This window comes from Burkholderia cepacia ATCC 25416 (assembly GCF_001411495.1).
Classification (GTDB): domain Bacteria; phylum Pseudomonadota; class Gammaproteobacteria; order Burkholderiales; family Burkholderiaceae; genus Burkholderia; species Burkholderia cepacia.
Genome location: NZ_CP012982.1, coordinates 3,195,999 through 3,215,313, shown reverse-complemented (window position 1 = coordinate 3,215,313; position 19,315 = coordinate 3,195,999). Strand labels below are relative to the sequence as shown.

The window sequence follows — 19,315 nt, the reverse complement described above, 5'->3', positions numbered from 1 at the left end:
TCATTCATCCCGCGAGCCGTGCAGCCTGCCCGACGGCTCGCGGTGTCGGGCGCCGCCTGCTCGCCCGTTCGACGGTCATGCCGTCATTGCTCGACGATGCCCAGCAGCAGCAACGTCAGCGAACCCAGTTGCGCCAGGATCGACGCCGATTGCGCACCGCGCAGGCCGTCGGCCAGCGTGCGCAGCAGCCGCCCCGCGTGCGCGAGGCCGGCCCGCTCCAGTCGCGTGGCCTGCGCCAGCGCACGCTCGATCGCGCCGCCGCCCTGATGGCGCATGCCCTGGCGCAGCCACTCGGCCAGCAGCGCAAGCGTGTCCTGCGCGAGCTCGACCAGCGCGGGCAACGACTCGCGCCCGCCGGCCAGCGGCAGCGGTTGCGGCGCCGTCGCCTCGGTCTGCAGCACGACGGCGCGCTGCGCGGTCAACACGGCCAGCGGCCGCATCACGGCCGTACCCGCATGCAGCCGGACGGTGCCCGCCAGCGCGCGCAACGCGCCCCATTCGCCGGACAGTGCGCGCGCCAGCGCATCGACCGCGCCGGGTGCCACGGCGCGATGCGGCAGCGCGAGGTGCAGCACATCGTCGCCTTCCACATCGGCCGTCCCGCCTTCGCCTTGCGCGAGCCGTGCGTGCAGCACCTGGGCGGCCGCATCCCAATGGACCGACCGCACGACCATCGGCTCGAACGCGACCACGTGGAGCGACCCGGCCGCGCCGGCCGCCGCACCGTTCGCCGCCTGTCTCGGCCGCACGAAGTCGGGCAGCGCGTCACGCAGGTGCGAGACGAGCGCCGCGATGCCCGGCTGGCGGATCGGCGCGACGAGATCGTCCCAGGAGGTCGGCGACAGCGGCAGCACGCCTGTCTGCCGTATGCCGGCCGCGATGTCGACCGCACCATTCGCGCGCCGCTTCGCGGTCTTCGTGACGACCTGCCCGGCGGCGATCTGCCGCAACGGAAAACCCGCGACGCGACGGCCGGCCAGATCCGGCGCACGGCCGCCGGCCGCGACGTCGGCGGCACGCGGCCAGTTGCGCGTCAGCACCATCACGGTCTGCGTATCGGGATCGGCGAACAGCACGCTCGCGCCCTCTTCCGCGTCATCGGCCCACAGCTCGACGCCGAGCGACACCAGCCGCAGATGATCGAGTTCCACCTCGCCCTTCACGCCGATGCCGAGCATCTGGCGGGCCGGCACGGCGGCCCCCTCGCGCTGCGTCGCGGCGGACAGCGCCGCGCGCAGGCGCGCCCACAGTTCGGCCAGCACGCGTACGAGCCGCAGCGGCTCGAAGCGGCTGCTGCGTGCATGCTGCGCGTGCACGAGCTGCCAGGCTTCGTCGAGCGCGTCGTCGACCCACTGCCAGCCGCGCTCGCGCAGGCGGCCGCGCAGCGACTCCACACGCGCGGCCAGCGCGATCGGCGGCTGGCTCGAACCGTCCAGCCACAGCGCGTGTACCAGCCTGTCGAGATCGGCGATCAGCGCGTGCGCCGCGTCGTCGCGCAACGGCGACCGGTCGTCGCCACACTCGTCTGCTTCGCCGGCCGGCGGGCGCACCTCGACGATCGTCTCCGATACCCCGTCGGCCGATGCCCCGGCCTGTCGGAATGCCCAGACGGCCAGCACGACGTGCGCGCAGCCGCTGCCTTGCCGGCAGTCACACCGCGCATGCGCGAGCGAACGTCGCGAGAAGAACCGCACGGTGCACATCGGCAGGCGTGCAACCGGCGACGACTGTGCGCTGGACCACGGCTGCACGGTCACGGCAGGCCGCGCGGCCGCCATGCGCGTGGCCTGTTCGAGCACCGACGGCGCAAAACTCGCCGCCAGCGCGGCATCGTCGAAATCGGCGGGGCTCCATGCACGATCCGCGGACGACGTGCCGTTCGTGTCGTCGCCCGGCGGCGCGTCACCCGAACCGGTGCCTGTTGCGCCGCGCGCGACATCGTCCGGATTGCGGATCGATTCATCGCGCGTATCGGCCTGCCCCGTCTTGTCGTCTCCGCCTGCTCGCACCTCGCCCGGGGCAGCCGCTTCGTTCCCCTGCATGCTCGCCTGATAGGCGAACACCAGCATCACGCGATGCCGGCACATGCCGCTCGCGGTGCAGTTGCACGCCGCGTCGCGCAAGGTCCGGCCCGGCGGCAGGCTGGTACGCACGCCGTCGGCGAACGACGCGTGCACCGTACCGTCGCCGTCGACGGCCAGCGCCGGCACCGCGCCGGCGGCGACATCCTTCTGTGCGCGCTTGACGAACCCGGCGTTGGCGAGCGCCGTCAGCGCTTCGGGCGTCAGTTCGAGGAGGTCGTCGCGGATCGGCGCGCTCATCCCCGCACCTTCTCGGCGAGCCACGCGGCCAGTTGGCCGGGCGTCATCGCGCCGACTTGCGCGCCGGCGTTCACGAGCCGCGCGGCCATCTCGCGGTCGTAGGCGGGCTCGGCAGCCGAATCGAGCGCGGCCAGCCCGAGCACGCGCGCACCGCTCTCGGCCAGCGCCTTCACGCGGCGCACGAGTTCATAGCCACTGCCGCCTTCATAGAAATCGCTGACCAGCACGATGATCGTGCGGGCGGGATTCGCGACGCACGATTGCGCATACGCGACGGCCTTCGCGATGTCCGTGCCGCCGCCGAGCTGGACCTTCATCAACAGCTCGACCGGGTCGGACACGTCGGCGGTCAGGTCGACCACCGCCGTGTCGAAGGCCACGAGCCGCGTGCGCATGCCCGGCAATTGCCACAGGCACGCGGCCATCACCGCGCTGTGAATCACCGAGTTGACCATCGACCCGCTCTGGTCGACGAGCAGCACGATGTCCCACGGCTCGGCGTGGCGACGCGTGCGACTGTTGAAGACCGGCGTGTCGAGATACAGCTTGCGCCGCTCGGGATGCCAGTGACGCAGGTTCGCGGCCAGCGTGCGCGTGTAGTCGAAATTGCGCGCGATCTTCATCCGCGAGCGTCGGCGCCGGTCGCGCGTGCCGCTGAAGGCCTGCCGCACGTCGGTCGCCAGCCGCTCCATGATTCGCCGGACCACCTCGGCAACCAGCCGCCGCGCGGCTGCCAGCACCTCGGGATTCATCAGGTGCTTCGTGTGCAGCACGGCGCGCAGCAACGATTCGGACGGCTCGATCCGCTCCAGCACCTCGAGGTTCGTGACGACTTCGTCGATGCCGAAGCGCTCGACCGCGTCGCGCTCGAGCCGGTCGATCACCTCCTTCGGAAACAGCGTGTGGATCGTGTTGATCCAGTCCGGCGTGCTCAGCGCGGACGGCCCGAGGCCGGCCCCGCGCTCGCCGCGCTGTGCCCGGTCGTCGTCGCGACCGTACAGCCAGTCGAGTGCCGCATCGGCGGCTCGCGCGTCCGCACCCGGCGTGCCGCATGCGGCCTCGGCCGGTTCACCGAGCAGCAGGCGCCAGCGTTCGAGCGGACCGGGAATGTTCAGCGGCATGGCAGGACTCGCGGAAAACGCGCCGCACCGTGCCGTGACGGCGCGACATCGTGGTGAGGGAAGCAGAAGCCGGACGCGCGGCGGCCTGTCGGTCGGCACTTCATGACGCCTCCGGATCAGGCGTGAGCCCCCAGCGGCGCAGACGGCCGAGCACCTGCGCCTCGATGCGCGCGGCGTGCGCGGCCTCCTCGGGCGACGCATCGTCCGCGTGCCGCTCCGTCAGCACGCGGCGTGACAGGTGCGTCGCGTCGTGCAGCGCGAGCACCTGGTCCGCGAGCTGCCCGCGCTCCCGCGGCGGCAACCACGCGAATGCGCTGCGCAAGCCCGGCAACGCGAGCACGAAATCGGCGTCGTCGAGCGCGCGTACGGTCGCATCCATGCCCGCGACGAAAGCCGGTGCGCTCGCCAGCGTCTCGCGCGCCAGCGCAAGCAAACCGCCGAGCGCATCGCCGAGCGCGGCGGCCGGCATCGCCCGCAGCAGCGCCATCGCGTCGTCGATGCCGGCGACGGGTTGATCGTCGTCGGCGCCGGCCTGCCCCGCCAGGCCGAGCAGCGCCCCGAGCGCCGCGCCGCGACTCGCGGGCGCCGCCGCCGTATCGGCCGCCTTGCGCCGCCAGACGGCCAGCGCGCGCAACGGCTCGAGCGCGAGCGGCGTGTGGGTGACACCGTCGGCACCGGCCAGTACGTCGGCCACGATCCGGCGCAGCGCGACGTGCCCCTGCACGTGCGCGTCGAGATCGGCCGGCGGCAGCGCGGCGGCCGGCTCCAGCAACCAGAGCGCGCGATCGAACCCGGCCTCGACGACGATCCGCAGCACCGGTGCATCGTTCATGCCGAGCAGATGGCCATGACGCAGCAGCGTATGCAGGTTGCCGAGCGCCGGGGCGAGCAACTCGAAGCGCTGCTCGCGCGCGACCGCATCGTGCAGCGTGTCCAGCAGCGCGGTGCTCAGCGCTGCCAGCCCGGCCCACGCGGCGCGGTTCAGGCCATCCGCGAGCGGCGCGATGCGGCCGCCCGCCTCACGCAATTCATCCTCGAGCCGCGCGCGTGCCGCGTCGGACAGCGTCGCGCCCCACGCGCCGGCTTCGATCAGCGCCGCCTGTTGCTCGAGCGGCTCGCCGAGCTGCCAGACTTCGTCGCGTTCGCCCGACATCGCAAGCCGTGCGCCCTGGCGGCGCATGATGCCCGGTACGCGCAGCAGCGCCAGCCGATGCAGCACCCGGCTGCGCGCGCGCCCCTGGTCGGTCAGCAGGTCGAGCGTCAGCGTGCCGTGCAGCACGATGCCGAGCGCGGCCAGATCGTCGCGCACCGCGGCGACGAGCGGCGGTTGCGGCGTGCCGGGCGCGAGCTCGCCGGCGGCGTCGCCCGCCAGCGCATCCATCGCCTCGACCAGCACCGGATCGGTGCCGGCCCGCAGCGGCCCGCGATAGGTCCACGGCAGCGGCGCGTCGAGCGCCTCCTTCACCAGCGCGCCGGCCAGCGCGTCGAGCCAGTCGCAACGCAACGGCCGCGCGTGGCCGCGCAGGCGTGCCAGCCCTTCGGCCCGCACGTGCACGGCAATCAGGTCGGCCGTCGATACCGGCAGCTTGCGCGCGCGCAGCCGCTGCATCACGTTCTCGAGCACGCGCCGCGCCGCCGCTTCCGCGCCGTGGGCCCAGACCCACTGGTAATAGGCCGGCGAAGGCATCCCCGATGCGTAGCCCGCGAACGCGTCGAGACGCTTGAACGTGTAAGGCACGAGATAGGAGCCGTAGCGGACGCTGCGCGCGGCCGCGTCGGCGGTCGTCGAATCCGTCTCGCACGCGCCGGCGTCATCGTCCCGTTCGTCGGGCACGGCACCGGCATCGCCGTCGATCGCGCCGGGTTCGGGCGTATCGGGCAACGCGACCGGCTGCGTGCGCCAGAGTGTCGCCAGCGCCGGCGCGTGATAGCCGCCGCAGACGACCAGCACGTCGTCCGCCTGCCCGTCGGCTTCGGCGACGGCCCACGCGATCCAGCGCGCCATCATCCGTTCGCGTGCCTGGTTGCCGAGCGAGCCCGGATCGTCGGCGCGCAGATGCGAGAAGTAGGTCGACAGGCGCGCCTCGAGTTCATCCAGCGCGCCCGGCGTATCGCCGACGTCCTCGAACAGGTGATCCCACAGCGCATCGCGGCCTTGCACCGCGAGCGTGTCCGCCAGCGCGCGCTCGTATGCGTCGGCGCGGGCCTCGTGTTCGGCGTCCGCGACATCGGCATAGCGGTTCTCCAGCCGCGAGAACGCCGCGTGCCACGCGGGCAGGTCGATGAACCGAACCGTCGCGCCGACTTCGCGCCCCGCCTGCAATGCCTGCCATTCCGGCGAATGCTCGGCGAACGGGGTCCACGAGCCGTAATGCGAGGTATCGCCGGACAGATAGCTGTAGATCGCGATCGGCAGGCGGTGCGGACGATACAGTTCGTCGAGCCGGCCGTTGAAATCGGCCGGCCCTTCGATCAGCACGTAGCGCGGCCGCCGGGCGCGGATGCGCTCGGCCACCAGCCGCGCGCACGCGGGGCTGTGATGGCGGATGCCGACGATGTGCGGCTGGCCGGGCGTCACGGTCTGCATGCGGCGCCTGTCAGTCGAAGTCGATGCATGCGGGGGCGCCGGACGCGATGGCGCCCGACCGGCCCTTTACGCTCATTACGCCTTTTTCGCCGTGCGCATCGGGCGCATCGGGCGCACGACGTCCCGGCCCGTGCATGCCGCCGCGATCGGTCGTACTCATGTCGCGCGTCACGGCAGACGGTGGCGTGCCGCGTAGTACGCGCGCCAGTGCGCCCCTTCGCGCCGGGCGGCCTTCTGTTCGAAATAGCGGCGCAGCTTCGCGCGGTCGTCGGCGTTGTCCTTGACCACGGTGCCGGCGATGCAGTCGACGAGATCCTGCGGCGACCCTTCGCGCTGCTCGAGAAACCATGCGCGCACGCCGACCGCATGCGCGACGTTCACCGCTTCGGCCGTCGACATCACCGCCGTCAGCCGGTCCATCGCGCCGTCGCTGCCCGCCGCATCGCCGGCGCCGCCGCGCAAATCGCGAAACGTGGTGACCAGCAGCTCCAGCACCGGCTGCGGCACGGCCGCCGGAATGCCGCTGCCGGCCAGCAAGCGCGCGCTGGCTTCGCGCACGAGCGCGAGTTCGCTGTCGAAGTCGAGAATCGGAAACACGGTTTCGAAATCGAAGCGCCGCTTGAGCGCCGCGCTCATCTCGTTCACGCCACGGTCGCGCGTGTTCGCGGTCGCGATGATGTTGAAGCCCTCGCGCGCGTACAGCATCCCGTGTTCGCCGTGCAGTTCGGGCACGGCCATCACGCGATCCGACAGCATGCCGAGCAGGCAGTCCTGCACTTCCAGCGGCGCACGCGTGATTTCCTCGAAGCGCACGATCCGGCCGTCGTGCATGCCCTGGTACAGCGGCGCGGGCACGAGCGCGCGCGGGCTCGGCCCTTCGTTGATCAGCAACGCGTAGTTCCAGCCGTACTTGATCTGGTCTTCGGTGATCGATGCGCCACCCTGGATCGTCAGCGTCGACGTGCCGCTGATCGCGGCCGCCAGCAGCTCGGACAGCATCGATTTCGCGGTGCCCGGCTCGCCGACCAGCATCAGCCCGCGCCCGGTGGCGAGCGTGACGAGCATGCGCTCGATGCTCGCGATCGGCGCGACCACCTTCGGCGCGATGCCGAGCGAGCGATCGCCGGCAATGAATGCGCGGGCGGCCGTCAGACTCAGTTGCCAGCCCGGCGGGCGTGGTTGGGCGCCATCCTGCGCCTTCAGCTGCGCGAGCTGATCGGCATACAGGACTTCAGCGGGCGGGCGCTGCAATGCATGCGGTTGAGACGGAGCCATGTCTGCTTCTTCTTGTCTTGTATTCGCGGTCGGGCTCGAAGGCCCTCGGAGCGCGAATTATATCGCCGCGCGCAAGATCGCGATCCGTCGATGACGGTATTTGTCATCTCATGGGCCGATCGTCGGAGCGGGCGCCGGCTTGCGATGCGCCGAGCCCGGGAGAAACCGCATCGGGCTCGCGTGGCGCAACGCGGTGGCGTCGGCCGGGCCGGAATCCGGATGATGCTCGGGGGGCGCTGCCGGAGGGGAAAGCGGAATCAGGCAACCCGGGTTACCCGATTCGACAACGGGAAGTCATTGAACACACGAGCACCCGGCCGTCGTGAAGTGATTCAGGTCACGACGGACATAGGTGCCCGAGCCCGGTCGCGCCGCGAGGCGACTTGAACCGACGACGCGACGGACTCTACATCGACACAGCGGCCACCAACCGCACGCTTTCGATCATCGCCGCGGTCGCCCGGTTGGCCCTCGCCAACCACATCCCGCACGAATCCTCGCCGGCATCGCGCCGGCGGCATCCCGTGTCGCCGATCCGGATCAAACCGCGATACGTGCCAGGCGGCTGCGGATGATCTCCGTCGCCTCGCTCACGATGCGCTCGACGAGTTCCTTCACGGTCGGGATATCGCGGATCAGGCCGACGACCAGCCCGCACGACCACGCGCCCGCATCGAGCGCGCCCTCCTTCATGATGCGCGGATACACGCCGGCGACCTCTTCGGCGATATCGTCGAACCGGATGCCGGCGCCGAGCCTGCTTTCCTTTTCGAGAATGCGATCGACCGCGGCATTGCGCAGCACGCGCTCGGTATTGCGCAACGGGCGCATGACCAGGCGTGTATCCAGTTCGGAGGCCGCGACCAGCGCCTGCTTCACGTTCTCGTGCACCGGCGCCTCGCGGGTGGCGACGAAGCGCGTTCCCATGTTGACGCCGTCCGCGCCGAGCGAAAGTGCCGCAACCAGCGACCGGCCGTCCGCCATGCCGCCGGAGGCCACGAACGGAATCCTGAGTTCCTCGGCGGCGCGTGGCAGCAGAATGAAGTTCGGAATGTCGTCCTCGCCCGGATGGCCGCCGCACTCGAATCCGTCGACGCTGACCGCATCGCAGCCGATGGACTCGGCCTTCAGCGCGTGGCGAATCGACGTGCACTTGTGGATCACCTTGATATCCGCTTCCTTGAGCGCGGCCAGGTAGGGCTGCGGGTTGTTGCCGGCCGTTTCGACCACCTTGACCCCGCCTTCGACGATGGCCCGGATATAGCCGGGATAGTCGGGGGACGTGACGGTCGGCAGGAACGTGAGGTTCACGCCGAACGGCTTGTCGGTCATTTCGCGGCAACGCCGGATTTCAGCGGCCAGATCGGCCGGCGAGCGCTGGGTCAGGCCGGTGATGATGCCGAGTCCGCCTGCGTTGGAGACTGCTGCGGCCAGCTCCGCGTACCCGACATGGTGCATGCCGCCCTGGATGATCGGATAGTCGATGCCGAAGAGTTCGGTGATCCTGGTTTTCATGATGTTTGCGGTTCAGGTTGAGACGAAAGCGCCTTCGCATGCAGGGCACACTGCGGCCCCGACGCGCGTCACTGCGCGACTGAATCGGCGGTGCGAAGCCGACGGAAATCCACGCTGCCGGGCAACGGAGGCGACTGCAGCTATCCGAGGGCGACCCCATTTGCCTTCTCGCGACCCGGACGGCACACGATGCCGCCTCCCCCTCGCTGCCGGCCGCATGGCGATTCTGTCGCTGCCCACCAACCGGCGCCAGGTTGACACGACCAGTTTCCTCGCGGGCCGAACTGCCGTACATTGGCGAAACTGACACATCGAATGCGATATCCGACACACCATGCCCCGCGCCGCCATTCTTGCGTATGACGATTGCTACGCGTCCAGCCTGGGCGGGTTCGCCGACATCCTGCAGATCGCGAACGCGCACTGGCGGCGGCAAAGGGGCGATGGCAATGCGCAGTTCGAATGGCGATTCGTTTCTCCGACGGGGAAGCCGGTCATGGCGAGCAACGGCTTGCAACTGAACACGGAGCCGATCCGGCCGCGCGAGAAGTTCGACCTGGTTTTCATTCCCAGCGCGCATTACGCAAGCGGCAAGGCCTTCGACCGGTTGCTGGCACGACAGTCGGCCGCATGCGACTGGCTGGTTTCGCAATGGAACGCGGGGGCCTACCTTGCGGCGAACTGCACCGGCACGTTCGTCCTGGCCAGAACCGGCCTCCTGGACGAACGGCCCGCGACGACCACATGGTGGCTGGCCGATCAGTTCCGCAGCCGGTTTCCCCGCGTCGACCTTCAGCTGGAACCCGTCGTCACCGAAGCCGACCGCCTGATCTGTGCCGGGGCATCGGCGTCCTACCTGCTGCAGACCATCCATGTCATCGAGCGCTTCTGCGGCGCGGCCATCGCCGCGCAGTGCGCGAAGACGATGCTGATCGACGTCAGCCAGACGAAGCAGTTGCCGTATCTCCCGTTGCTGGCGGACAAGGAACACGCCGACTCGCTGGTTCACCGCGCGCAGTATTGGCTGCAGAAGCACATGACGAAGGACGTGAAGATGTCGGAGATGGCGCATGAGCTCGGCGTGAGCGAGCGCACGATCATCCGCCGATTCCGCGCGGCGCTGAATCAGCCGCCATTGCGGTATTTGCAGAACCTGCGCATCGAAGCCGCGCGCGGCTTGCTGGAGGCCGGCGATCTCAGCCTTGAGCGGATTACGGCCCAGGTGGGATACAGCGATACCAGCTCGTTCTGCCGACTGTTCAAGGACAAGGTCGGCCTCAGCCCCGGCGCATACCGCGATCGCTTTCGCCCCACGGGGGAATCGTAATCAACGCGACGTGAGCGCCCCGGCAAGATTCGCGACCCGTTCGGTTACGATTGGCCGATCGGGCCCACGATCGAAGCGGTCGAGCCCGATGAAATGCAGCGGCGTCATGCGGCGCTGCTGCCCGGCGATCAGCAGAAAACCTGAACCGCGCGCCGCGCGCGCCGGTCGATCACCCCGACATTCGCGACGCACTATCACCCCGACGACATCTACCGGCTCTACCGGAGCGTGCCGACGCTGCAGCTGAACCGCCCGGCGCCGGCCGAACGGTTCCTGGCCGCGGCTGTCGAAACCGGCGCCGAACTCGGCCATGTGCTGCGCGACTACCCGCGGGTCCGCTACCAGCCGCTCGACTTCCACTACCTGTGCCAGCAAAGCCTGTCCGTGCTGGACGACACGCTGCTGGCCGACCTCACGGCCGACATGAACGCTGGATGGCGCGGCGCGCACTGGGCCGCGCTGTTGATCGCTTTATCGGGCGATGCGCGCCATCTGCCGCACCTCGACGAAGTCAGGCGCCACCGCGGCGTCGAGTGGGCGGCCGAGCTTGCGGAAGCCGCGTGCGGCTCCGACGCCGGGTCGTCGGCATTCCGTGGCTGCCGGTCGATCGTGCGCCTGCGCGATCAGCTTGCCGGGTTGCCGCGCGTCGCGGTCCGCTTGCGGCCCTGGCTCTCACCGGAAGCACTCGAAGCCAGGGCGGTCGCCGTTCGTGCCGCGTATCGCGACGGTGGCATCGAAGCCGCGCTGCCGGTTGCCCGCCGCTAGGCTTCCCGTCGGCCATCGCCCGACGGACGATCATGAGATGGCCAACTGAATCACCCGACTTCCCGTCGAACCCTCGAACGCATCGCAAACCCGGCGACGGGTTTCCCGCCGAACCGCCCCCTCCCCGCCTTCGTCCCGTCGCGATTCCACGCGATTTCGCAGAGGACCTTTCCTGTGCAACGCCTTAATCGACCGCCGCGCGATCTCCAATAATGGCCGCTCGACCCGCCGGCCACCGCGCCGGTAAAACGATAAAAAACTTCTTTGCATTCCTACAAGATGAATAAACACGCCAGCACGCGACTCGCGGGGACCGCCATTGCCACTTGCCTGACCGCCTTCGCGTCGGACGGCGCACACGCGCAGAGCAGCGTGACGCTGTACGGCCTGATCGACACGTCGATCACCTACGCGACCAACCAGCGCACGCACGGCGCCGGCTCGCCGGGCAGCGGCACCGTCGCGATGACGAGCGGCGCCCTGAACGCATCGCGCTGGGGTTTGCGCGGCCGCGAGGATCTCGGCGGCGGAATGGCCGCGATCTTCGGGCTCGAGAACGGTTTCTCGGGCACCACCGGCGCGCTGTCGCAGAAAGGCGTCGACATGTTCGGCCGCCAGGCATGGGTCGGCGTGAGCTCGAAGACGGCCGGCGAGCTCACGTTCGGCCGCCAGTACGACCTGATCCTCGATTTCGTGACGCCGCTCGGCGCGTCCGGCCCCGGCTGGGGCGGCAACCTCGCGGTTCATCCGTACGACAACGACGATTCGAACCGCAACCTCCGCATCAACCAGGCGGTGAAGTACACGAGCCCGACGTATCGCGGGCTGAGGTTCGGCGCGATGTACGGCTTCTCGAACACGGCCGGCCAGTTCGCCAACAACGCGGCATGGAGCGCGGGCGTGTCGTACGCGAACGGGCCGCTGAAGCTCGGCGCCGGCTACCTGAAGATCAGCCGCGACCGCAATGCGCCGAACCCGAACGGTGCGCTCAGCACGGTCGACGGCTCGGCGACGATCACGGGCGGCAACCAGCAGATCTGGGCCGCGGCCGGCCGTTATGCGTTCGGGCCGCATTCGGTCGGCGCCGCGTGGTCGCACTCGACCACCGACGGCGTGACGGGCGTGCTCCAGGGCAGCGGCATCGCGCCGTTGAAGGGGGAATCGCTGGTGTTCGACAACTTCTCGATCGACGGGCGCTTCGCCGTCACGCGTGCGTTGAGCCTCTCGGCCGCGTACACGTACACGATGGGCCGCTTCGACACGCGCACCGGCCAGACGCGGCCGAAATGGAACCAGGTCGTCGCGCAAGCCGACTATGCGCTGTCGAAGCGCACCGATGCGTATCTCGAGGGGGTCTACCAGAGCGTGAGCGGCGGCAACGGCAACCCCGCGTTCAACGCGACCGTCTGGACGCTGACGCCGTCGGCGAACAGCAACCAGGTCGTCGTCGCACTGGGGCTGCGGCACAAGTTCTGAAGACGAAGCACGGCGCCGCTACGCCATCCGCGCAAGGCATGCGTTTCGGCACCGCTCGAGCGTCATGCTCCGAGCCGCAAAGGCCGTGCCCGTGCGCGGCCTGTGCGCAACGGCAGCGCGCCGCGTGACGGCACGAATGCCGCCCGGACTGTCGCGCCGACGCAAAAAAATGCGGAGAAACTGGTCACGCTGTGACATTTTTCCTAATCTGTTTGCAGCGACGCCGAAATTTGGCGTTCCGGCCGCAACACTCTTTCATATGGCGCACCACCGGCTTACGAACGCGATTCACGTCGTAGATGCCGGATCTTTCGCGCCGTTCGGCCGGATACGGGCGTGCCGATCGCACGCCCCACGCGTTCAATGCAGTCAACCGCTGGAGACGAACGATGAGCAAAACGAACCGATTTGCGGTCCTGACAACCGTCGTACTGCTGGCCGGTTGCCACCATGCGGCCAAGACACCCGAGAATGCCGGCATGGAGCCCGCGCCCTCGAGCGAAGCTGTCGCAACGGTGACGGCCGACGAGCTCAACAATCCGAACAGCCCGCTCGCGAAGCGCAGCATCTACTTCGATTTCGACCAGTACTCCGTCAAGCCCGAATACCAGTCGCTGCTGCAGGCACATGCCGACTACCTGCGCAGCCATCCGGCGCGGCACGTGCTGATCCAGGGCAACACCGACGAACGCGGCACGTCCGAATACAACCTCGCGCTCGGCCAACGCCGTTCGCAGGCCGTGCTGAGCGCGCTCGAAACGCTCGGCGTGCAAGCCACGCAACTCGAGGCGGTCAGCCTCGGCAAGGAAAAGCCGGTCGCGCTCGGCCACGACGAGGATTCGTGGGCACAGAACCGCCGCGCGGATCTCGTCTACCGTTGATCCCGGGCCGCCGTGACGGCGGCATTCGCTTCAGGAACGGCATGGCAGCCCGCTGGTCGCGCAAGCGGCCGCGCGGTGCCGCCCCTGCCCGCCGCATGCACGCGATCGACGCGAAGGCGACCGATCGCGCAACGCTTCGTGCTCAACGCCGGTGATCGAGCCGGCGATGCAGCCAGTGCGACATCACGGCCGACGTCACGATCGCATCGAGCGTGGCGATCGCGTCGATGTCGCTGAACTGGTCGATTTTCATCAGGTAACCCTCGAGTTCGACGAAACCGATCATCGCGCCGGCGCCGACGACCATCCCCAGCAGCACGAACCAGCGCCGCCGGAGCCGCGCGCCGATTGCGCCCATGATGCCGCCGGTCACGGCCGCCGGCAGGAAATAGCCGAACAGGAACGACGCGAAGAAGATCAGCGGAACCATGCCGGCGCTGACTTTCAGTTCCTCCCACGACGGGCCGTCGATCAACGACCACCCGACCAGCATCACGGCCGGCCAGACGAGCGATGCGACCAGCGGGCCGCCGACGGCAAACGACACGCAGCCGAGCACGGCAGGACGGAACGGACGCGACGATGGACGTTCAGCGGCGGCACTCATGTTTTTCGTGGTCGGAACCGGAATGGCGGCGTGCCGCAGTGTATCAACACGCCGTGCGATGACACCGATCCGCCCCCCTCGCATTCGACGATCCGCAAAAGGCATGGAATAAACGGCCCGCCCGAAACGTTTCTTCAGCGCGCAGACGCACGGTTCATGCGAACCGGCCTTTCCCGCGGCCTGCGCGTTGCAAGGAGGTGGAAATGAGATCCGCAACGTTGGCCGCGGCGCTGATCGCGGCGCTGGTGCTCGTGCTGTCGGCAGGCTGTACGTCGGGTGGCGGCGCGCCGCAAGGGCCGGGCATGAGCCGGTACGGCGGCAGTGGCGCGGGAGGTACGGGCGGTGGCGGAGGAGGCAGCGGCTACTGAAGAACCGCTGCGAGCAGTCGGGCGACGCGTCGCGCACAAGCACCGGAAACCGGCTGAATCGCGCGCGACGCCCCGCCCGGCGGCACGACTTAACGCATGGCCTTCACGTCGGCCGGCGTGACGCTCGCGCTCTGGCCGCCCCACGTCGCACGCAGGTAGTTCGCGAGCTGCGCGAGTTCGTCGTCGCTCAGCGTGTGCGCGAAACCGGGCATCGGCTGCAGGTTCTCGAACCCGGCGAACTTCTGCTCGCCGATGCCGTCGAGCATCGCGACCAGCAGGTTGCGCGGGTCACCCTGGCGCACCGTCGAATTGCCGTTCATCGGCACCGCCACGTGCGGCTTGCCTTCGCCGTTGAAGCCGTGACACCCCGCGCAGACCGCCAGATACACCGAGCGGCCGGCCGCGATCTGCGCGGCGTCGGCCGACACCGGCTTCACCGGTTGCGGCGCGGGCGGCGTATCGCCCAGCAGGTACACGGACAGCGCACGCAGGTCGTCCTTCGTCATGTACTGCGTGCTCAGGTGCACGACCGGGTACATCTCGCCGAACGCCGAGCCTTGCGGCGCGATACCGACGCCGAAGAACGTCTGCAGGTCGGCGCCCGTCCAGCCGCGCGCGGCAAGGCCGGCCGGCGTGATGTCGGGCGCGGCCACGCGACCGAGCGCCGCGCCCGCGAACGGCTTCGCGCTGTCGAGCTGGCCCGTGAACGCGCGCGGCGTGTGGCATTCCGCGCAGTGGCCGAGCGCACCCGCCAGATAGCGGCCGCGCTGCCAGTCGGCGGACTGGCCGGTCGAGGCATCGGGCAGGCTGTCCTTCAGGAACACCATGTCCCAGAAGACCATCCCGAAACGCAGGTTGTACGGGAACTTCAGCTCGTGCTCGCGGTTTTCCTGCGCGACCGGCCTGACGGTCTTCAGGTACGCGTACATCGCGTCGGAATCGGCACGCGTGAGCTGCCGGTACGACGTGTACGGCATCGACGGATACAGGCGCTTGCCCGGCGCCTTGCCGTCATGCAGCGCGGCGTAGAAATCGTCCGCGCTCCAGCTGCCGATCCCGTGATCCTTGTCCGGCGTGATGTTCGAGCCGTAGAACGTGCCGAACGGCGATTCGAGGGGCGCGCCGCCGGCGAACGGCGCGCCGTCCTTCGCGGTGTGGCACGCCGCGCAGTCGGCGGCCTTGACGAGATAGCGGCCGCGCGCGACCGGGTCGGCACCGGGCGCGCCGGAAGCGGCGTTCGAGGCCGGTGCGTCGTGGCCGCCGCATGCGGCGAGCAGCAGCGCGCAAGCCGCCGCGAGCACGGGGAGGCCCGCGGCCCGCGCGACACGATGAGCGAATGTGCGTTTCATGCGGCGTCCTTCACGAGTCCCGGCGTCGTCAGCACCACGTCCTTGACGGCTTCGTAGTAGCGGACATAGCCCGTGCAGCGGCAGAGGTGCGCATCGAGCGCCTCGGTGATCGTGCGCTCGACGTCGGCCTTCGCAACCGGCTCGCGCTTCAGGCGTTCGATCAGCACCGTCGCCGCGTTGACGAAACCCGGCGTGCAATAGCCGCACTGGAAGCTGAAGTGCTCGAGGAACTTCTGCTGGATCGGCGACAGCTCGACCACTTCGCCGGCTTCGTTGCGCTTCGCGTGGCCTTCGATCGTGCGGATCGTGCGGCCGTGGAAGAAATGCGCGCCGGTGATGCAGGTGCGCATTTCCTCGCTCGTGCCGTCCGGCTTGTCGACGATCACGACGCACGCGTGGCAGATGCCCTGCCCGCAGCCGAGCCGCGACCCGGTGAGGCCCGCGTATTCGTGCAGGAACTCGATCATCATCAGCCCTTCCGGCACCTGCATCGGGCCGACGGACTTGCCGTTGATGTTGATCGACAACGGTTTCGACTGGAACCGGACGAGCGGACGCTCGACGGCGGCCGGTGCCGGTGCCGATGCCGGCACAGCCGGGGCCGAGGCCGGTGCAGAGTCCGGGACGGCCGAAGCCGGGGCCGGTGCGGAAACGCCGGTCGCAGCGGCGCTGGCGCTCGCGGCCGAAGCCGCGGTTTGGGCGGTCGTCATGCGAGCACCTCCTGAATCTTTTGCGGGGTCACCGGCAGGTCGGTGAAACGATGGCCGATCGCGTGCGCGATGCCGTTCACGATCGCGCCGACGACGGGGATCATCACCACTTCGGCGACGCCCTTCGGCGGATCGGTCTCGGACAGCGGCGGCAGCACGTCGCCCGTCTGCGTCCAGACGGCGACGTCGGACGCGCGCGGCAGCTGGTAACGGTTGAAGTTCCACGTGCCGTTGCCGGGGCCGTCTTCATACAGCGGCAGGTATTCGTGCAACGCGTGGCCGATACCCATCGCGAGACCGCCCTGCAACTGGCCCGACACGAGCTGCGGCGAAATCTGGTTGCCGCATTCCATGATCGAGTGATGCGTGAGCAGCTCGACCTTGCCGGTCGCTTCGTGCACGGCCAGCTCGACCAGCGTGCCGACCGCCGTGTAGTACGTGACGGCCGCGTTGTTGCGGCTCGTCGGCGGGATGAACACGCGCTTGCGGTCCAGCACGCGGTAGCCGTTCGCGGTCGGCGCCAGCGTGCCGCGCATCGCGGTCGCGCCGGCAGGCGCGGCGGTGCCGGGCACCGGGCCGTTGTCGCCCGTCTTCGGTGCGCCGACGCGCAGCGACAGCCCGTCGATCGGCAAACGATCGACCACGCCGCCCACTTCGAACTCGGCGTCGGTCCACTGCCAGCGGTTGAACACGTGCACGACGGCGCCGGTCGGCAGGCCGAGCGCATGCGCCTGCTTCGCGAGCTGTTCGAACGACAGCGGCTCGAGGCCGTCGGCGGTCAGCTTGCCGTCGACCCAGCGCGCGTCCTCGATGCGGATCGTGTACGGCGCGGCCTGGCCGCCGCCGAGGCCGCGCGTCCAGATCGACATCGCCGCCGGCCACAGGCCGTAGCGGAACACCGCGCGCGCGGCTTCACGCGTGCTGTGCGTGAAGTAGTACGCGGAGTTCGTCGCGCTCGACGGCGACGCATAGCCCGGCGACCAGCGCGGGTTCGCGCTCAGGCGATCCTGGTCGGCCTGCGACATGATGTACGGATCGCCGCTGGTCTCGACCGGCAGGTCCGGCCATTCGGTCACGGCGACCTGCACGTCCGTCGCCGGACGGCCGAGCCACTTCACGACGGCCACAGCCTGCGACGTCGACATCCCGGTGCCGATCTCGGCAGCCGTGTGGCGCAGCGACACCTTGCCGTTCTCGTCGAATTCGACCTTCGCGAACGATGCTTCCGCGCCCGTGCCGAAGTCCTTCTGCACGCACGCGAAGCCGACGCCGTAGCACTTGCCCGGGTTCGCCGCCTCGTATTCGGCCTTGCGCGCGGCGCGGCGCGTCCACAGCGGATGCTGCTTCGAGCGCTCGAGCACCTCGTCGACGCGCAGCGCGCCGGCGGGAATCGCCCCTTGCGTGTTCTTCATCCCCGAACGCAGCGCGTTGCGCAGGCGGAAATCGATCGGGTCGATGTTCAGCTGCGCGGCGATCTCGTCGACCGCCATCTCGGTCGCCGCCATGCTCTGCAGCGTGCCGTAGCCGCGCGCGGAACCCGCGTCGATCGCGCGCGACGCGATCGCGACCGCGGCCAGGTCGCTCTTCGGGAAGTAGTAGATCGATTGCGCGGCCGTCGCGCCGACCATCGCGACCGACGGCGAGAAGTTCGAGCGCCCGCCGCCGTTCGCCTCGAAGTCGCCCTTGAACGACTGCAACAGGCCGGTGTTGCGGTCCACCGCGATCCGGTAATGCATCTTGAACGCGTGACGCTTCAGCGACGTCTGGAACTGTTCGTAGCGATCGTTCGCGAAACGCACCGGGCGGCCGTCCGCGTACAGCGCGCAGACGAGGCCGTAGAACGGCACGTTGAAGTGATCCTTCGAGCCGTAGCCGACCGTGTAGCACGGATGCACGAACAGCTTCTTCACCGGGAAGCGGCACTTCGCGACCATCGCGGCCGCGTTCTCCGCCACTTCGAGCGGCGACTGGGTCGGCACGACGAGGTGCAGCGACTGCGTCGCGGCGTCGTACCAGCAGTTCGCGTTGTCCGGTTCGAGCGCGGAGGTGTCGACCGACTGCGTGTTGTACTCGCGGTCGAACACGAGCCAGTCGGCCGACGGATGGTCGAGCTCGTCGGCAATCCGCCCGGCCAGGAACATGCCCTGCTCGTCGAGCTTGCCGTGCTCCTTGCCGTCCGGCCACACCGGCAGGTGCTTGCGCATCATGCTCGGAAAGATCGGCGCGTCCTTCAGGCTCGAATAGACATCGTCGTCGTAGGCCGTCTTGCCGCCCACGCGCACGTAGCGGAAGGTGCCCCACGGATCGCGCTCGAGCGGGCCCGTGACCGCGCCGTAGCGGATCACGTCGTCGCGGAACTTGAGCGCGTTCTTCGCGAAGCGGAAGCGCGCGAAGTCGTGGTAGATGAGGATCGCGACCGCATGGCCGAGATACGCGGGCGTCTTGCCGGCGGGCAGCAGCATGTCGTCGCCGTAGAACGCCGGAAACGCGACGCCGTCGCGCACGAGATCGTCGGCCGTAACCACGCGGTCCGGTTTCAGTTCGTCGCCCAGCAGCGAAAGGTCGAAGCCTTCGTACGTGCGGTCGGCCTGCGTGACGCGCAGGATCAGCGCATGAGACTGCTGCTGCGGCCAGTGCGGCATGTCGGCTGCGCGCACGTCACGGGCGAACACTTTCGAGCCCGTGACCTTCGCGATGCCGTCGATGCGGAATTGGGGGATGCCGGTGACGCTATCCCATTTGACGGGGGTGAGGAGTTTTTCTTCGAAGAGCGCCGCGAACGCGCGGCTGCCCAGGGGCGCGACATACACTGCGACGCCCGCCAGCACGCTGGCTTTCAGAAAACCCCGCCGTGACAGGCCGTGGTTTTTCATTGGGGGAACCTCCTGATGCGGCTCAGACGGCGATCGGATGTCGCGACGTTCGGAGCGGCGCGCATTCTGGCATTGTTTTTGATATATCGCCTATAGTATTTCCCGCATGAAATACTTATTGAATTTCTTATAACGGTGTT

Annotated in this window: 14 protein-coding genes; 5 read left to right on the top strand and 9 right to left on the bottom strand. The window is 69.1% G+C overall.

What is annotated here, in order from left to right; genetic code table 11:
• Nucleotides 1–83 precede the first annotated feature (83 nt).
• The 5 genes from APZ15_RS31600 to APZ15_RS31580 all read right to left on the bottom strand — a co-directional run bounded on the left by APZ15_RS31600 (nucleotide 84) and on the right by APZ15_RS31580 (nucleotide 8,819).
• Nucleotides 84–2,321: a hypothetical protein gene (locus APZ15_RS31600; protein WP_027791625.1), complete on the bottom strand. Its 2,238-nt coding sequence runs from the start codon at nucleotides 2,319–2,321 to the stop codon at nucleotides 84–86.
• Nucleotides 2,318–3,442 carry a vWA domain-containing protein gene (locus tag APZ15_RS31595; RefSeq protein WP_027791626.1) on the bottom strand — a complete coding sequence of 375 codons (1,125 nt, stop codon included), beginning with the start codon at nucleotides 3,440–3,442 and terminating at the stop codon, nucleotides 2,318–2,320. The genes APZ15_RS31600 and APZ15_RS31595 overlap by 4 nt, the downstream gene beginning before the upstream one ends.
• 100 nt (nucleotides 3,443–3,542) lie before the next feature.
• Nucleotides 3,543–6,029, bottom strand: coding sequence for a DUF5682 family protein (locus tag APZ15_RS31590; protein ID WP_034196050.1), 2,487 nt, complete (start codon nucleotides 6,027–6,029; stop codon nucleotides 3,543–3,545).
• A 168-nt stretch (nucleotides 6,030–6,197) separates the two neighbouring features.
• Complete coding sequence (locus APZ15_RS31585) at nucleotides 6,198–7,304, bottom strand: ATP-binding protein (protein ID WP_021158777.1); 1,107 nt, start codon at nucleotides 7,302–7,304, stop codon at nucleotides 6,198–6,200.
• Nucleotides 7,305–7,844: 540 nt separating this feature from the next.
• Complete coding sequence (locus tag APZ15_RS31580) at nucleotides 7,845–8,819, bottom strand: NAD(P)H-dependent flavin oxidoreductase (RefSeq protein ID WP_027791628.1); 975 nt, start codon at nucleotides 8,817–8,819, stop codon at nucleotides 7,845–7,847.
• Nucleotides 8,820–9,153: 334 nt separating this feature from the next.
• Here APZ15_RS31580 and APZ15_RS31575 point away from each other — a divergent pair, with 334 nt between their 5' ends.
• The 4 genes from APZ15_RS31575 (at nucleotide 9,154) to pal (ending at nucleotide 13,268) form a co-directional block, all read left to right on the top strand.
• The gene (locus tag APZ15_RS31575; RefSeq protein ID WP_027791629.1) at nucleotides 9,154–10,146 is read left to right on the top strand and encodes a GlxA family transcriptional regulator; all 993 of its coding nucleotides are present in this window, start codon (nucleotides 9,154–9,156) and stop codon (nucleotides 10,144–10,146) included.
• Nucleotides 10,147–10,374: 228 nt separating this feature from the next.
• A complete protein-coding gene (locus APZ15_RS31570) occupies nucleotides 10,375–10,911 on the top strand; it encodes a hypothetical protein (RefSeq protein ID WP_226153223.1) in 537 nt (178 codons plus the stop codon).
• Nucleotides 10,912–11,190: 279 nt separating this feature from the next.
• Nucleotides 11,191–12,387 (top strand): porin, encoded by a 1,197-nt coding sequence (locus APZ15_RS31565; protein ID WP_027791631.1) that lies wholly within the window; start codon nucleotides 11,191–11,193, stop codon nucleotides 12,385–12,387.
• 389 nt (nucleotides 12,388–12,776) lie between these two features.
• On the top strand, nucleotides 12,777–13,268 hold the full coding sequence (gene pal / locus APZ15_RS31560; protein ID WP_027791632.1) for a peptidoglycan-associated lipoprotein Pal: 492 nt from the start codon (nucleotides 12,777–12,779) through the stop codon (nucleotides 13,266–13,268).
• A gap of 142 nt (nucleotides 13,269–13,410) precedes the next feature.
• Here pal and APZ15_RS31555 read toward each other — a convergent pair whose 3' ends face one another.
• Nucleotides 13,411–13,875, bottom strand: coding sequence for a hypothetical protein (locus APZ15_RS31555; RefSeq protein WP_027791633.1), 465 nt, complete (start codon nucleotides 13,873–13,875; stop codon nucleotides 13,411–13,413).
• 203 nt (nucleotides 13,876–14,078) lie between these two features.
• Here APZ15_RS31555 and APZ15_RS41910 point away from each other — a divergent pair, with 203 nt between their 5' ends.
• Nucleotides 14,079–14,243 carry a hypothetical protein gene (locus APZ15_RS41910; protein WP_166741936.1) on the top strand — a complete coding sequence of 55 codons (165 nt, stop codon included), beginning with the start codon at nucleotides 14,079–14,081 and terminating at the stop codon, nucleotides 14,241–14,243.
• 89 nt (nucleotides 14,244–14,332) lie between these two features.
• Here the strand turns inward: APZ15_RS41910 and APZ15_RS31550 are convergent, their stop codons facing one another.
• The 3 genes from APZ15_RS31550 to APZ15_RS31540 are packed head-to-tail and all read right to left on the bottom strand — an operon-like array spanning nucleotide 14,333 to nucleotide 19,175.
• Nucleotides 14,333–15,592 (bottom strand): cytochrome c, encoded by a 1,260-nt coding sequence (locus APZ15_RS31550; RefSeq protein WP_027791634.1) that lies wholly within the window; start codon nucleotides 15,590–15,592, stop codon nucleotides 14,333–14,335.
• Nucleotides 15,589–16,302, bottom strand: coding sequence for a (2Fe-2S)-binding protein (locus tag APZ15_RS31545; protein WP_027791635.1), 714 nt, complete (start codon nucleotides 16,300–16,302; stop codon nucleotides 15,589–15,591). Before APZ15_RS31545 ends, APZ15_RS31550 begins: the two co-directional genes overlap by 4 nt.
• Complete coding sequence (locus tag APZ15_RS31540) at nucleotides 16,299–19,175, bottom strand: xanthine dehydrogenase family protein molybdopterin-binding subunit (protein WP_027791636.1); 2,877 nt, start codon at nucleotides 19,173–19,175, stop codon at nucleotides 16,299–16,301. The genes APZ15_RS31545 and APZ15_RS31540 overlap by 4 nt, the downstream gene beginning before the upstream one ends.
• Nucleotides 19,176–19,315: the final 140 nt, after the last annotated feature.

What these genes read in the sequence shown, in the direction of transcription:
- APZ15_RS31585 (WP_021158777.1), bottom strand. Translation starts at nt 7,304, where the DNA reads ATGGCTCCGTCTCAACCGCATGCATTGCAGCGCCCGCCCGCTGAAGTC.
- APZ15_RS31545 (WP_027791635.1), bottom strand. Translation starts at nt 16,302, where the DNA reads ATGACGACCGCCCAAACCGCGGCTTCGGCCGCGAGCGCCAGCGCCGCT.
- APZ15_RS31540 (WP_027791636.1), bottom strand. Translation starts at nt 19,175, where the DNA reads ATGAAAAACCACGGCCTGTCACGGCGGGGTTTTCTGAAAGCCAGCGTG.
- APZ15_RS31590 (WP_034196050.1), bottom strand. Translation starts at nt 6,029, where the DNA reads ATGCAGACCGTGACGCCCGGCCAGCCGCACATCGTCGGCATCCGCCAT.
- APZ15_RS31550 (WP_027791634.1), bottom strand. Translation starts at nt 15,592, where the DNA reads ATGAAACGCACATTCGCTCATCGTGTCGCGCGGGCCGCGGGCCTCCCC.
- APZ15_RS31575 (WP_027791629.1), top strand. Translation starts at nt 9,154, where the DNA reads ATGCCCCGCGCCGCCATTCTTGCGTATGACGATTGCTACGCGTCCAGC.
- APZ15_RS31600 (WP_027791625.1), bottom strand. Translation starts at nt 2,321, where the DNA reads ATGAGCGCGCCGATCCGCGACGACCTCCTCGAACTGACGCCCGAAGCG.
- APZ15_RS31595 (WP_027791626.1), bottom strand. Translation starts at nt 3,442, where the DNA reads ATGCCGCTGAACATTCCCGGTCCGCTCGAACGCTGGCGCCTGCTGCTC.
- pal (WP_027791632.1), top strand. Translation starts at nt 12,777, where the DNA reads ATGAGCAAAACGAACCGATTTGCGGTCCTGACAACCGTCGTACTGCTG.
- APZ15_RS31565 (WP_027791631.1), top strand. Translation starts at nt 11,191, where the DNA reads ATGAATAAACACGCCAGCACGCGACTCGCGGGGACCGCCATTGCCACT.
- APZ15_RS41910 (WP_166741936.1), top strand. Translation starts at nt 14,079, where the DNA reads ATGAGATCCGCAACGTTGGCCGCGGCGCTGATCGCGGCGCTGGTGCTC.
- APZ15_RS31555 (WP_027791633.1), bottom strand. Translation starts at nt 13,875, where the DNA reads ATGAGTGCCGCCGCTGAACGTCCATCGTCGCGTCCGTTCCGTCCTGCC.
- APZ15_RS31580 (WP_027791628.1), bottom strand. Translation starts at nt 8,819, where the DNA reads ATGAAAACCAGGATCACCGAACTCTTCGGCATCGACTATCCGATCATC.